We start from the raw sequence: 14,241 nt of genomic DNA on the forward strand, positions 1-14,241 counted from the left end.
CATGTCCGAGCCCGCAACCAATGCCGGCATGAACACGCTCGTCGCCGTGGCCATCGCCCCGTGCGGCACCGGCGATGAGCTATCCGCCGAGGTCGCCGAGGTCGTGCGTGTCATTCGCGAGAGCGGCCTGCCCAACCGCACCACCTCCATGTTCACCGAAATCGAGGGCGACTGGGACGAGGTCATGCAGGTCGTGCGCGACGCAACCTTTGTGTTGGCGAGCAAGGGCATCCGCACCGAAGTCGTGCTCAAAGCCGATATTCGACCCGGATTTACCGACACCATGACCGGCAAACTCGAGCGCATGGAAGCACAGATCAAAAAGCAGGAGGAAGCACGATGAGCATCCGCGACAACCTTGATATCTCGGCCTATCTGGTACTCGGCCCCGAAAACACGCTCGGGCGCCCCGTGGGCGATGTGGTGGCCCAGGCGCTCGACGCCGGCTTTACCTGCATCCAGGTGCGCTCCAAGGTGGCAAGCGCCCGCGAGATCATTGCGCTGACCGGCGACGCCGCGCAGGCAATCGCTCAGGCCGGCAAGACCGGTCAGGTCGCCTTGCTGATCGACGACCGTCTGGACTGTGTGCTTGCCGCGCGCGAGCAGGGTATTGCTGTCGACGGTGTGCACGTGGGCCAAAGCGATATTCCCGTCGAGGTCTGTCGCAAGTTGCTGGGCCCCGACGCCATCGTGGGCCTTTCGGCCCGTTGCGAGGAGATGCTCGAGTACGTCAAGACCGCCGATATGAGTTTGGTCGACTACCTTGGCATCGGCCCACTCCACGAGACCGAGACCAAGCGCGACTGCGGACGCGCGGCCGACGGCTCTATCATCACCAAGAGCTTTGAGGACCTGGCCGCGCTCCATGCGGCAAGCCCCGTGCCCATCGTGGTGGGCGGCGGCGTCAAGACGGCCGACCTTCCGCAGCTCAAGGCTACCGGCGTCGACGGCTTCTTTGTGGTGAGTGCCGTCTGCAGCGCCGATGACCCCTACGCCGCGGCCAAGGAGCTCGTAGACACCTGGCAGCAGGCATAGGCATAAGCCGAGCAGTTGCTCCGCGGCCCCATAACTTCAGCAATGGAAAGCGCATCCCAGTTTGGACGTCCATTCTGGGATGCGCTTTCCGCTGAGCACGCGGCAGTTTGCCCTACTCTGCCAGATATGCCTCCAGTGCCGGCAAGGTCGCCTCCGCATCGCGGCGACCAATCTGGTAGATGCGTTCAAGTTCATCGGGCTCGCGACACAGCGACGGCACCTTCACCGATTCGCTCGGCCGCACCACAAAGATCTCGCCGGCAGCCTCGCGACGTGCCAGGTCATCGAGCGTGGTATTGTAGACCTCATGCCGATGCTCAAGCGCTGCGACAAACTCCGGATAGTGACGGAACACGCGTCGCAGCATGGGCATCACGCTGTTGGGCTGCTTCACAAAGCCCGCTGGCTGCGTGAGTACCACGATATTGCGGTCATACCCCTGCGCAAACAGCCATGCGCTGGGAATAGAATCAGCCACGCCACCATCCAGATACTTATGCCCGTCAATAGCAACGGGACGCGTCGCCACGGGAATTGCCGACGACGCCCGGATCCACTCGATATCGCGCTCGTCGCCATACGGCAGATCGTGATAGACGGCCTTGCCCGTCTCGATATCGGTACACACGCACGTAAACCGCATGGGGCAGGCGCGATATGTCTCCAAATCGATGGGATCGCGCTCGATGGGCACCTCGTGATAGGCAAAATCGGCATTGAACATGTCGCCGGTTCGCAACCAGCTCGTCACGCTCGCATAGCGCTTATCGGCACAATAGGCTTTGTTGTAGCGAATGGCGCGGCCGATCTGGCGCGATTTAAAGTTGTAGCCAAACGCCGCGCCCGCCGAGACACCCACCATATGGTCGCAAGTTAAGCCATGCTCCATCCATACGTCGAGCACGCCCGCCGTATACATGCCGCGGTAGCCGCCTCCCTCGAGTGCCAGCCCCACCGTGCGCGTCGTATTTGACTGTGCCATGCGACCATCTCCGTCCCCGCAAATTCAAACGGAACAAGTATACCCGTCAACATATATCGTCTCAGTCGCATTTTCATCGAACATCGCATCGTCGCGCCACCGCCTGTCGAACAATAGCCGCCCACAGCATGTGCACCCATATCCCCGCACTCGAGGAAAGCGGCTTTATGGTGACGCTCGACAAGCACATTTGGCAGATTGCGCCCGTCGACGGCGATCAAGGCCGCAGCACGCAGATCATTTCATCGATGCTCGAGATGGCGCAGTCGCTCCATCTGCCCGTCGTGGTCGAAGGCGTCGAGACAAATGAGCAGGCGAACGTGCTACGGCAAATGGGCGCCCGCGACGCTCAAGGCTTCCTCTACTACCGCCCCATGCCAGCGAAGGATTTTGAGGCATTGCTCGATGGTGGCAATAACAACTGATACGCTCGCGCGCAAAACACCACCGCCGAAGGGGGAATTTGCCTCCATTAGTTAACTTATATCCCCAATTCAAACCGAATTGGGGATATAATACAAACCGTTGTTCTGCCCAAGGAGGTTATCCATCATGAACGAGTCGTACCGCATGGGCGAGCAATCGATTATTACCTATCTTCAGCGACTTGCGAATGGCATCTCGACCGCCGAACTCGATGTTGCCGCGCTGCCTGCTGAGCTACGCGCCGTTGGCGAGCAACTGCAAAAGACGCATGCCATCCTGCAACAAGAGCGCCGGTTGCTTGAGAGCAACGCCTATATCGACCCGCTCACCAACTTGGGCAACCGCGGCGGACTCGACCGTCACGTCGAGCAGCTCTGGCGCAAAGGCGACCCTTTCACCTGCGCCTATATTGACATCGACCATCTCAAGCATTGCAACGATAGGTTTGGCCATGCCGAAGGCAATCGCTATATTCTGAGCATCTGCCACACGCTCTCCGAAACCATGGAGCACGATGAGATGCTGTTCCGTATCGGTGGAGACGAGTTTGTGCTTATCTCGCTCTCCGCAAACGAGACTGAACTCGAGCAGCGCTTGGAGCAGGTACGTGCCGGGCTGATCGAGGCGAGCTCAGGTGGCAAGGCGCCCATGATCGCCAGCTTTAGCTTTGGCTGCTCGCGCGTCGATCCACTTGCCGGCGACACGCGTCGCCAGATGACGATGGATGCCGATCGCAAGATGTATCGCTATAAGCTTATGCATCGTGTGCAGCAACCGAAAGACAATGACGTGCCGCAACGCCCAATCGTCGATCAGCTTCCTTGCAACGACCGGGTGTTCCAAGCGATCTCCATGAGCTCCGAGACGCGCTATCCGTTCATCCTTAACCTCGATACGGGCGAATCACAATGGTCGGTTAACGCCGTGCGCGATTTTGACCTGCCCTCCCAGCACCCTTTTAACTCACTCGACATGTGGCTCGCCCGCGTCCACCCCGAGGACCGCGACAACGTACGCGCCGAGCTCGACATGGTGATAAACGGCATGTGGCACTTCCACTACATGCAGTACCGCGTTATGGATGCTACCGGAGCGTACGCGCTTTGCGACTGCACGGGCTACCGCTTGGACGGCACCGATACCGAGCCTAACATGTACGTGGGCATTATCATCAACCGCAGCCTGGCGGATACGACTGACTCGGTAACGGGCCTGGGCGATGTCCACGCCCTGGTCAGCGCCATTGGCGAAATGCGCCGCGTGGCGCGCGAGGCAGGCTTTATTGCCATTAAGGTTGACGATATCGCCGAGGTCAACGCCCGCTTTGGCTTTGATGCGGGCGACCGCGTGCTCGCCGAAAGCGCAGCGTGCCTCATGGATTGTTCGCGCGGCAAGGGTCGCCTGTTCCGCTCGACGGGGCCAACGTTCGTGGCACTCTTCGATGAGCTCGGCCCCGAGGCAATCGACGAGATCGCAAGCGACATCGAACGGTTCCTGGGTTCTCCCGTGCTCATCGGCTCGCTTGAATATCAGCCGCCCATTCGCGTGGCCACGCTCCATCTGGACGCTGTCGATCGACAGCCCGTTTCCATTTTGAACGAGCTCAAAGCGTTGCTTAAAGAGGCACCGCAAGTACCGGGCACCAAGCTGGACTAGCGTTGTGGGGCGCGATGTGAAACACAAGCCGTTTCACATCGCGCCCCACGTCATCTACCCTCTCGTGCGATAATCCTCCGCAGAAGTCACCGACAGCAGAGGGAGTTTGTGATGAAGGTTCTTTTGGTCAATGGCAGCCCCAAGGCAAACGGCAACACTGCCCGCGCACTCGCCGAGATCGCAGAGCAACTTGATGCCGAAGGCATTGATACCGAGGTGTTTCAGCTGGGCGCCAAGCCCATTCGCGACTGCATCGGTTGCGGTCAGTGCGGCAAGCTTGGCGGACGCTGCACCTTTGACGACGACGTGGTGAACGAGCTCATCGCTGCAGCCGAGCAGGCAGATGGCTTTGTCTTTGGCTCGCCTGTCTACTACGCGCACCCCAGCGGCCGCATTCTCTCGGCACTCGATCGCGCATTTTATGCCGGCAGCAAAGCCTTTGCACACAAGCCGGGCGCTGCCGTCGCCGTTGCCCGTCGCGGCGGCACGTCGACCACCTTCGACGTGCTCAATAAGTACTTCACCATCAACCAGATGCCCGTGGTTGCTTCCACGTACTGGAACAACGTGTTTGGCGCCATGCCGGGCGAGGCCGCCCAGGACGCCGAGGGCCTGGCCACCATGCGCAACATCGGCAAGAACATGGCCTGGCTCCTGCATTGTATCGAGGCAGGACAGGCCGCCGGCATCGAAGCACCCGAAGCCGATCGCGAGCGCACCAACTTCATCAGGTAGAACGGCGGAACAAATACATGAACGTGCAAATTTTTGGCACCAAGAAGTCCTTCGACACCAAGAAGGCACAGCGTTATTTTAAGGAGCGCCGCATTAAGGTGCAGTTTATCGACCTTAAGGAAAAGGAGATGAGCAAGGGCGAGCTCACGAGCGTGATGCAGGCGGTCGGCGGCATCGACAAGCTGCTCAACCCCAAAGCCAAGGACGAGGAGACGCTCGCGCTCATCCAGCACCTCACCCCTAGCCAGCGCTTCGATAAACTGCTCGAGAATCAGCAGGTTCTAGCCGAGCCCATCGTGCGCAACGGCAAAAAGGCCACCGTCGGTTATTGCCCCGATGTGTGGGGAGCCTGGGAGTAGCCTGTGTTATTTGCCGGCGCGTGGGTATAAGAGCAGGCGTTTGGCATAAGATTTAACTGTAAGCCATGTCTAACAAAGGAGGGCACATGCCCAACAAACCCGTGAAGATCATCATGCTTACCGGATACCTCGGTGCCGGCAAGACCACGCTGCTCAACCACATCCTCGCTAACGACGGCGGCATCCGCGCCGCCGTGATCGTCAACGATATCGGCGAGATCAACGTCGACGCCAGCCTCATCGCCGACGGCGGCCTTTCCGAGACCGACGACCTCATCCCGCTCACCAACGGCTGCATCTGCTGCACGCTTTCGGACGACCTTGCTAACCAGCTGCAGGGCATCGCCGATTCGGGCGACTTCGACTACATCATCATCGAGGCTTCGGGCATTTGCGAGCCTATCCCCATCGCCTACACCATCTCGAGCTTCTGCGACGAGGCCAAGGTGGGCGGCGAGCCCAAGCTCGCGCTCGACAACATCGTGGCCGTGGTCGATTGCGCCCGCATGTACGACGAGTTCAACGGCGGTCGCGACCTGCTGGCCGAGGATATCGACGAGGACGACATCGAAAGCCTGCTCATCCAGCAGATCGAGTTCTGCTCCACGCTGATCCTCAACAAGACCGATACCGTGACGCCCGAGCAGATCGCCGAGCTCAAGGCCATCGTGCGCAGCCTGCAGAAGGACGCCGTGATTGTCGAGGCCCAAAACGGTGAGGTTCCCATGGAGGAGCTGCTCGACACCGACCGCTTCGACTTTATGCGCGCCTACAACTCCGCCGCCTGGATCGAGGCCATGGAGCATCCCGAGGAGCACGACGACCCCGAGGTGCTCGAGTACGACATCGAGACCTTTGTGTACTCGCGCCGCAAGCCGTTTGACCTGCAGAAGTTCACCTATTTTGTTGAGCAGGAGTGGCCCGACGAGGTCATCCGCGTCAAGGGTCCGCTGTGGCAGACCGGCGATCCGGACATGTGCTACATGTTTGAGCAGGCCGGCCACCAGATGCGCCTGATGGAGAACGGCCTGTTTGTCGATTCGGCGCCCGAGGGCGAGAAGCAGAAGATCATCGACGAGAACCCCGAGATCATGCAGATTTGGGACGACGAGACGGGCGACCGCATGACGAGCCTGTGCATCATCGGCCGTCACATGGACAAGGATGCGCTCATCGCCTCCCTCGATGCCTGCCTGACCGACTGGCACCGCGCCTAGGTTTATCCAAGCGGGCATTTTTCCGCCTATGTAACCGCCAAACCACCACGAAGGTGCTCTTCGTGGTGGTTTTTCGTTCTGAGCCAAGGAGATTCATGTTCAACATTGTGCTGTATGCGCCCGAGATTCCGGCCAATACGGGCAATATCGGCCGTACCTGCGTGGTCACCGGCGCCCGCCTGCATCTGGTGGAGCCGCTGGGCTTCTCGCTCGACGACAAAACGGTACGTCGCGCCGGCCTGGGCTACTGGCAAAACTTGGACGTGACGACCTATGCCGGCTGGGAGGATTTCCTTGCACGCAACGGTCTCTCCCCTGCCGACGAGCGCCTACATCTGCTGACCAAAAAGGCACGCCGCACCTATGCGCAGAGTACCTACCACGACGGCGACTACTTGGTCTTTGGCAGCGAGAGCTCGGGCATTCCCGAGCCACTGCTCGCCGCGGCGCCCGAGCGCTGCGAGCGCATCCCTATGCTGCGCGATTGCGACTCGCTCGATAACGCCGAGGCTTGGGAAGCCCACGAGGAATCGCTCGGACATACCGAGGACAGCCACGAGGCTATCCTTCAACAGGACATCTGCGGCAACTTCGTCAACCCGGACGACTACCGCATCAGCGCCCTCAACCTCTCCAACAGCGCCGCCATCGTCCTCTACGAAGCCCTGCGCCAAACAGGCTTTCCGGGAATGTGACAAAGGAACTGTCCCTTTGTCACATTCAAGCGCCGCGCCGATGGCGCACACGCCTAATTGATGCTCTAGATAAAAAGCCCTCACTTTTAATCAGAATTAACTAAAGTAAAATGAAGTTAAACGGCGCTGTGAAAGGAGAGCTTTGTGGAATATCTCGAGAACCCGTTTACCCCTAGCTTTGGCGAGGTTCCTGCCCATCTCGCTGGCAGACAACAGATTATTCGGGATTTGGACCGTGCCTTCTTGAGCCAGCGCAGGCGCCCAGAATTGACCTCGATCTTCTCAGGCGCACGTGGAACCGGTAAAACCGCTCTCATGTCGTCGCTCGCGACAAGGGCGGAATCCCACGGCTGGATTGCCGTAAAGACAACCGCGCTCCCGGGAATGCTTGAGGAAATCGAGTTCGGGGCGAAACGTGCTGCCGGCCATCTTATCGACCCGTCTAACAACTTCGAAGTCACCGGTCTCGGAATTGCACCGCTCGGCAGCATCGAGGTCAATCGCGTTCACGATGCCTCAACCTGGCGTTATCGCATGAGCGACATCATCGACCAGCTCAACGAGGCTGGCACCGGTCTGCTCGTTACGGTTGACGAGGTGGACCCGACACTCGACGAGATGATTCAGCTCGCAGCGTCGTATCAGCACTTTGTGACCGATGGAAAACGCGTCGCCCTGCTCATGGCGGGACTTCCCAACAACGTATCGACGCTACTAAACCACAAGACGGTCTCGTTTCTTCGCCGCGCCCAACAATATCATCTGGGTCGCATTGCCGACTATGACGTGCGCGAAGCCTTGATTCGCACAATTCAGGAAAACGATCGCCTGGCAGATGCTGAGGGAATCGATAGAGCCGTTCGCTCGATCTCTGGTTTTCCCTTCCTATTGCAACTCGTAGGCTACCGTGCCTGGGATCTCACAAGCGATTCGAAGGAAATCTCGTCACGCGACTTTGACCTGGGAATCAAAATCGCGCGCGACGAGATGGACGACCGAATTCTCGCGGCAACCTATCGGGAACTCACTGCAGAAGACAAGCGATTCCTCATCGCCATGCTCGATGACGAGGAAGAGTCCACCACCGCCGACCTTGTCGAGCGCCTTAAGCGTTCGCCGCAGCAGGTCTCCCGCTACCGACGCCGCATGATAGACGCCGGCATCATTGGGGAACGTGGGCGCGGAATCGTCGCTTTTGAATTGCCATTCTTCCGCGACTATCTCGCCGCTCAATGCGTGAAATAGAATTCAATGTGACAAAGGGGCAGTCCCTTTGTCACATCGCCTATAGGTAGCGGCCGGTAATGCTCTTGGAGCAGGCCGCGATATCCGCCGGCGTGCCGGCGCAGACGATTTGCCCGCCGGCGTCGCCACCGCCTGGGCCCATGTCAATCACATAATCGGCGTTACGGATAAGGTCGAGATCGTGTTCAATCACGATAACCGTGGCGCCCTTGGCAACAAGGCCGTCGAACACGCTCAGCAACACCTGAACATCGAGCGGATGTAGTCCAATCGTGGGCTCGTCGAACACAAATACGGCATCATCCTGCACGCGGCCCATCTCGCTCGCGAGCTTAAGGCGCTGTGCCTCACCGCCCGAAAGCGCCGGTGTGGGCTCGCCAAGCGTAAGATAACCCAGGCCCAGGTCGTGCAAGGTCTGCAAGCGCGCCTGGACTTTCTTGAGTCCCACCGTGGCGTCGAGGGCCTCGTCCACGCTCATGTCCATGAGCTGCGGCAACGTAAGCAAGCTCCCGTCCTTGCCCTCGCGATGGATATGCGAAGCTGCGTCTGCATAACGTGAGCCGCGACATGCCGGGCAGACGATCTCGACATCGGGCAAAAACTGCACGTCGAGCGATATCGATCCCGTGCCATCACATGTAGGGCAGCGCAAGGCGCCGGTATTGTAGCTAAAGGCACCCGCCTTGTAGCCGGCCGCCTTGGCCTCGAGCGTACGGGCGAAGGCGCGACGCAGCTCGTCATGGATGTCGGCATAGGTCGCTACCGTCGAGCGAACATTGGCGCCGATGGGCGTGGCGTCAATCAGGTTTGCGCGGCCAATGCCCTCGGCATCGACCCAACACACGTGCCCCGGCAAGCGCTCGCCAGCTGCCTGCGCCTTAAGCGCCGGGATGAGCGTCTCGAGCACCAACGTCGTCTTGCCCGAACCCGAAACACCCGTAACCGCGACCAAGCGACCGCGCGGAATATCGACTTCGAGCGGCTTGACGGTATGGATGGTATCGGTCGCCATGCGGATATGGCCCTGGTCGAACATTTCGTCGTCAGTCACCTGCGGACGCAAGCGCTTGGGCTCGGCGCGCAAAAACGGCGCGATACGGCTGTCCTGCGATTGCTCGACCTCGTCCACCGTGCCCGCGGCGATTACACTGCCGCCGCCTGCTCCGGCAACGGGGCCCATCTCGACCAGATAATCAGCCTCCACCAGCACACGTGTATCGTGGTCGACAACAACCACGGTATTGCCGTCATCCACCAGGTCGCGCATTACGCCCACCAAGCCGTCGACATTGGCAGGATGCAAGCCAATTGAGGGCTCGTCCAGCACATAGAGCACGCCTGTCGATCGGTTGCGCACCACGCGGGCGAGTTGCACGCGCTGGCGCTCACCCGTGGAGAGCGTGGCACCGGCGCGATCGAGCAAAAGGTAATCGAGACCCAGGTCGACCAGACGACGAGCCGTGCTCAAAAACGAATCGCAGATATCCGTCGCCATGGGCCGCATCTCGGCCGGCAAGGATGCGGGCACCCCGCGCACCCACTCGATCGCATCACCAAGCGTCATGGCCGCGGCCTGAGCCAGATTGATACCGCGCACCTGGGGCTGGCGCGCAGCCTCGGAGAGACGCGTGCCGGCGCAGTCACGGCATGGTCCCTCGTGCAAAAAGCGAGCCACACGCTTAAGCCCCTTATCGTCCTTAACCTTGGCGAGTGCATTCTCGACGGTATAGACGGCGTTGTAATAGGTAAAGTCGAGCGGCGTGGCGCCCTCGCCGTTTTTGGGAACGTAGAGAATGTGCTTCTTAACCGCCGGGCCGTGAAACACGATGTCGCGCTCTTGAGGCGTGAGCTGGTTAAACGGCACGTCGGTGCGCACGCCCATCTCGCCGGCCACCTGCTTCATCAGGTCCCACATGAGCGTGCCCCAGGGAAGCACCGCACCCTCGTTGATGGTCTTTGACTCGTCGGGCACCAGGCTCGCCTCGTCTACCTCGCGCATGACACCGGTGCCGCCGCAGGTAGGGCACGCACCGCCGCTATTGAAAGCCAAATCCTCGGCACTCGGCGCGTAGAACTCGCGGCCGCATGTCGGACACGTGAGCGACAGGCCCGCAGCCACGTTAAGGCTCGGCTCCACACGCGCCCCGCAATGCGGGCACACGTGATGGGCGCAACGGCTAAAGAGTAGACGCAGGCTATTGTTGAGCTCGGTCATGGTACCAAAGGTCGAGCGCACGCCCGGTACGCTGGGGCGCTGATGTAATGCGAGCGCCGCTGGCACGTGCAGCACCTCGTCCACCTGGGCGTGCTCGGCCTGCGTCAGACGACGGCGGGTATAGGTGCTGAGCGCCTCCAGATAGCGGCGCGAGCCCTCGGCATAAAGAACCCCGAGTGCCAGCGAACTCTTGCCCGAGCCCGACACGCCGGCAATACCCACGAGCCTTCCCAGCGGGATATCAATATCGATGTCCTTGAGGTTATGGACACGTGCGCCACGCACCTCGATAGCCTGCGGGCTCATCTTCTGTTCCGTCACCTTTATCACCCTACTCGTGTCATAAAATGCGATCGCGGATATACTCGCCCAGCATGGGCACGGTAAACCGGACGAGACCGTATCCGGCAGCCTCGATGACGCGCTCGCGAATCAGGCTTGCGCGATATTTGCTCGCCCAGCTTTGGGTGCGGTCGCAGCGCTCAATGATGTCCGCCATGCGCGTCGGTTTGCCCCCGTCAGCCGCCATAGCCTCGATAAATAGGCGCTGTGGACTGCGCAGCCCGTAATACAGAGGAGCGTCGACCGCTTCATAGAACTCGGAGACGGCATCGGCGTAGCCAGCCTCGACATCGCACACTTCAATGACCTGCGAGCCACGCCGGACAGCAGAGCGCCACATGTAATAGCCCACCAGCTGAACCATATAGGGATGCCCCATGCTCTTGCGCGCCGCAAGGTCCGCCGTCTCCGCATCAACGTAAAGACCAGCGTCTTTGACCGTCTGGATATACGAATCGCGCACTTTGGGCAAAGAAATTGCCCCCAGCGTACGCTGCTGGGCGCGGCGCAAAAACGTCACGCTCGGCTCTTCGAGCAGATCGTCAACCATACTGGGTAAGCCGGCGAACACCAGCGCAAGACCGCGCTGGTCGCTATCGGACAAGCCCGTGGCATCCTGATCTCCGAGCACCTGCTGATAGAGAACGGCAAGAGCCGCCAGTTCCTCGATAGACGCAGATTGCGCCTCGTCAATCGCAAACAGTATGCCCTTGCCCGGACTGAGCCTCTTGAGGCGCTCGTTGACCAGCCCTCGCAACGTTTCGCCCTTTGCTCGCGCCGCCTCGACCGACATCCGGCCAAACGACGGACCGAATTCCATTGACGTCACAACGGGCTTATTCGAGCGAAGCGCATCGGCCAGGCGGTCGCATAGGCCAAGCGAGGCGGAATCGGAGACAACCGCCCATCCGCGCTCGCTGGCTAAACGCTGCAGCTCCCGCAGGAGAACTGTCTTGCCGCAGCCGCGGTTTCCCGTAATGAGCATGAGCCTGCCCGGCGCTCCGGCGCCGTTATCGAGCCCTTCCTCAAAATCCTCAATGACTGACTCGCGACCGATGAGTATCGGGGGCCGCTTGCCGGCCGTTGGCTTAAAGGGATTTGGATTCATGTCGGACTCCTCGGATTGGCAAACGCTGCCCATAGTTATACCAACTTATACCGAGTTATACCAGCAGCAGGTGACAAAGAGGCCGCCCTTCTATCACCTATGGCAGAAGAACTCGACGTCTGCTGCTCGCCAGGGGCGGAAGGTGGCGGGATCGATCTTTACGTGCGCCGCGGCGGGCACGTCGTACCATTTGACCGTGTAACCGGCGCCGTGAGAGCAAAAGACCGAATCGGGCGTGTTGGGCAGATCGGCCTCTGGCTCATAGGCGGCAGTCTCGATGACGCGCTCGGCATCATGACAAGCCGCATAGCCGGCGAACTCCAGGTACAGATGTCCGCGACCGCTCGTGTAGGCAGCCACCTCCAGCGCGTAATCCTGCACCTCAGATGCCGGCACGCGACCCACAAGCTTCGCCCGGTCCCCCGCCATCGCCGGCGGCTCGTACTCGGCACCCATGCGCGTGGCATCCGAGAGCGCCCGGCCCACGCACTCCCCCGGCACCTCGAGCTCAAAGTGGTACCACGGCTCCAACAGCACCGCCGCGCCGGCCTCACGCGCCTGCATGAGCCCCTGGCGAATCGCGCGGTACGTGGCCTGGCGAAAGTCGCCGCCCTCGGTGTGTTTGGCATGCGCACGGCCGCCCGTGAGCGTAATGCGCACATCGGCGATGGGCGAGCCGGTCAGCACACCCAGGTGATCGCGCTCCATGGCGTTGGTGAGCGCCAGACGTTGCCAGTTAAGATCGAGCTCGTCGGTCGAGGTCACGGTGCCAAACTGCACGCCCGAACCCGCTGGCAACGGCTCCAGACGCAGATGCACCTCGGCATAGTGGCGCAGCGGCTCAAAGTGGCCCACGCCCTCGACCGGCTGCGAAATAGTCTCCTTATAGAGAATGCCGCCGGGCTCAAACGCAATCGAAAGGCCAAAGCGATCGGCCAACACCCGCTGCACGACCTCGAGTTGCACGGCGCCCATCAGCTGCAGGTGAATCTGCTCAAGATGAGTGTTCCAGCTTACGCCGAGCATGGGGTCTTCGTCCGCCAACTCAGTCAGTGCTTTGAACACCGCATGGACATCGTGTTCGCCCGGAAGCACCGTATAGGTGAGGACCGGAGCGATGACGGGCGCATCGCACGCGGGCTCCGCGCCCAGGGCGTCCCCTGGGCGAACGTGCGCAAGACCCGTCACGGCACAAATACCGCCAGCAGCAACTTCTTGGGCAAGCTCATACTTCTCGCCGTTATAGATGCGTACCTGATCGACCTTTTGCTCCCATGCCTCGGCACCGGAACGTCCGCCAATCGCCTGCTTGGCATGTAGCGTGCCGCCGGTCACTTTAACCCAAGCCAAGCGCTCGCCGCGATCCCCGCGGCTGACACGATAGACGCGCGCGGCAAACTCCGGGAGCCACGCCTGTTCACGCATCAGCGCGCATATGCCATCCAGCAGCTCGTCCACGCCTTGGTCTTTGAGCGCCGAGCCGGCAAAACAGGGAAAGAGTTTGCGCTCGGCAACCATGCGCGACAGCGTTGCGACAGAAAGCTCACCCGCCTCAAGAAACTCCTCGAGCGCTTCTTCGTCTAACGCGGCAGCGTCTTCCTGAACGCCACCACCCGTCAGCAGTTCGTTGGCATCCAGGCAGCCCTCGGAAAGACGTTGCCCAAGTTGTGCCAGCAAAACATCGCGGCCGGGATTCTCCAAATCGATTTTGTTGATATAGATGAACGTCGGGATGTCATAGCGTGCAAGCAGGCGCCACAGGGTTTCGGTGTGCCCCTGCACGCCGTCGTTGGCGCCCACAACTAAAATCGCGTAGTCCAGCGCGCGCAATGTGCGCTCCGCCTCGGCCGAAAAATCGACATGCCCTGGTGCATCTACGAGCATGACATGGGTATCGCCATGGTCGAGCACGGCCTGCGACGAGAAAATCGTGATGCCGCGCTCGCGCTCAATCTCGTTCGTATCCAGATGCGAATCACCATCGTCCACGCGGCCGCGCTTGCGAATGCGACCCGCGTTGAACAGCATGGCCTCGGCCAGCGTGGTCTTGCCGGCATCGACATGCGCCAAGATTCCAACGACCGCTTGCTTCGACATGGCTCTCCTCTTATTGCAAGCCCATCACACGCGGCAACGGGCGTCCTCGTTCCACACTGGATGATACAATTTACGGGCCGGCGGGCGAAGCGGGCCCTATCCCCCGACCGAGCTCATCGCCCCGCGTTG

The 14,241-nt window shown here is 60.6% G+C and carries 13 protein-coding genes; 9 read left to right on the forward strand and 4 right to left on the reverse strand.

Annotation, left to right across the window (positions count from 1 at the left end; translation table 11 throughout):
* Position 1 precedes the first annotated feature (1 nt).
* Positions 2-343, forward strand: coding sequence for a thiamine-binding protein (locus tag AB5405_RS01055; protein WP_225093307.1), 342 nt, complete (start codon positions 2-4; stop codon positions 341-343).
* A complete protein-coding gene (locus tag AB5405_RS01060) occupies positions 340-1,035 on the forward strand; it encodes a thiamine phosphate synthase (protein WP_006234517.1) in 696 nt (231 codons plus the stop codon). Before AB5405_RS01055 ends, AB5405_RS01060 begins: the two co-directional genes overlap by 4 nt.
* 112 nt (positions 1,036-1,147) lie before the next feature.
* Here AB5405_RS01060 and AB5405_RS01065 read toward each other — a convergent pair whose 3' ends face one another.
* A complete protein-coding gene (locus AB5405_RS01065; RefSeq protein ID WP_192919522.1) occupies positions 1,148-2,017 on the reverse strand; it encodes a patatin-like phospholipase family protein in 870 nt (289 codons plus the stop codon).
* Between the two features lie 128 nt (positions 2,018-2,145).
* Between AB5405_RS01065 and AB5405_RS01070 the strand changes: the two genes are divergently transcribed.
* The 7 genes from AB5405_RS01070 to AB5405_RS01100 all read left to right on the forward strand — a co-directional run bounded on the left by AB5405_RS01070 (position 2,146) and on the right by AB5405_RS01100 (position 8,350).
* Positions 2,146-2,442 carry an EAL domain-containing protein gene (locus AB5405_RS01070; RefSeq protein ID WP_161115307.1) on the forward strand — a complete coding sequence of 99 codons (297 nt, stop codon included), beginning with the start codon at positions 2,146-2,148 and terminating at the stop codon, positions 2,440-2,442.
* Between the two features lie 127 nt (positions 2,443-2,569).
* Positions 2,570-4,099, forward strand: a complete 1,530-nt coding sequence (locus tag AB5405_RS01075; RefSeq protein ID WP_368137284.1) for a diguanylate cyclase domain-containing protein — start codon at positions 2,570-2,572, stop codon at positions 4,097-4,099.
* Between the two features lie 111 nt (positions 4,100-4,210).
* A complete protein-coding gene (locus tag AB5405_RS01080) occupies positions 4,211-4,834 on the forward strand; it encodes a flavodoxin family protein (protein WP_161115305.1) in 624 nt (207 codons plus the stop codon).
* A gap of 17 nt (positions 4,835-4,851) precedes the next feature.
* Complete coding sequence (locus AB5405_RS01085) at positions 4,852-5,193, forward strand: arsenate reductase family protein (RefSeq protein WP_055252194.1); 342 nt, start codon at positions 4,852-4,854, stop codon at positions 5,191-5,193.
* An 86-nt stretch (positions 5,194-5,279) separates the two neighbouring features.
* Positions 5,280-6,410 carry a CobW family GTP-binding protein gene (locus tag AB5405_RS01090; protein ID WP_368137285.1) on the forward strand — a complete coding sequence of 377 codons (1,131 nt, stop codon included), beginning with the start codon at positions 5,280-5,282 and terminating at the stop codon, positions 6,408-6,410.
* Positions 6,411-6,505: 95 nt separating this feature from the next.
* Positions 6,506-7,105, forward strand: coding sequence for a tRNA (cytidine(34)-2'-O)-methyltransferase (locus AB5405_RS01095; RefSeq protein ID WP_055252196.1), 600 nt, complete (start codon positions 6,506-6,508; stop codon positions 7,103-7,105).
* Between the two features lie 144 nt (positions 7,106-7,249).
* Positions 7,250-8,350: a DUF8462 domain-containing protein gene (locus tag AB5405_RS01100; RefSeq protein WP_118388455.1), complete on the forward strand. Its 1,101-nt coding sequence runs from the start codon at positions 7,250-7,252 to the stop codon at positions 8,348-8,350.
* 40 nt (positions 8,351-8,390) lie between these two features.
* Here the strand turns inward: AB5405_RS01100 and AB5405_RS01105 are convergent, their stop codons facing one another.
* From AB5405_RS01105 to AB5405_RS01115, 3 genes are all read right to left on the reverse strand, one after another.
* The gene (locus tag AB5405_RS01105) at positions 8,391-10,886 is read right to left on the reverse strand and encodes an excinuclease ABC subunit UvrA (RefSeq protein WP_368137286.1); all 2,496 of its coding nucleotides are present in this window, start codon (positions 10,884-10,886) and stop codon (positions 8,391-8,393) included.
* Between the two features lie 19 nt (positions 10,887-10,905).
* Positions 10,906-12,015: a DUF8462 domain-containing protein gene (locus AB5405_RS01110; protein ID WP_368137287.1), complete on the reverse strand. Its 1,110-nt coding sequence runs from the start codon at positions 12,013-12,015 to the stop codon at positions 10,906-10,908.
* Between the two features lie 93 nt (positions 12,016-12,108).
* Positions 12,109-14,112: a GTP-binding protein gene (locus tag AB5405_RS01115; RefSeq protein ID WP_368137288.1), complete on the reverse strand. Its 2,004-nt coding sequence runs from the start codon at positions 14,110-14,112 to the stop codon at positions 12,109-12,111.
* Positions 14,113-14,241 lie beyond the last annotated feature (129 nt).

It is taken from the genome of Collinsella aerofaciens, from assembly GCF_040920445.1.
Taxonomy (GTDB): domain Bacteria; phylum Actinomycetota; class Coriobacteriia; order Coriobacteriales; family Coriobacteriaceae; genus Collinsella; species Collinsella aerofaciens_BH.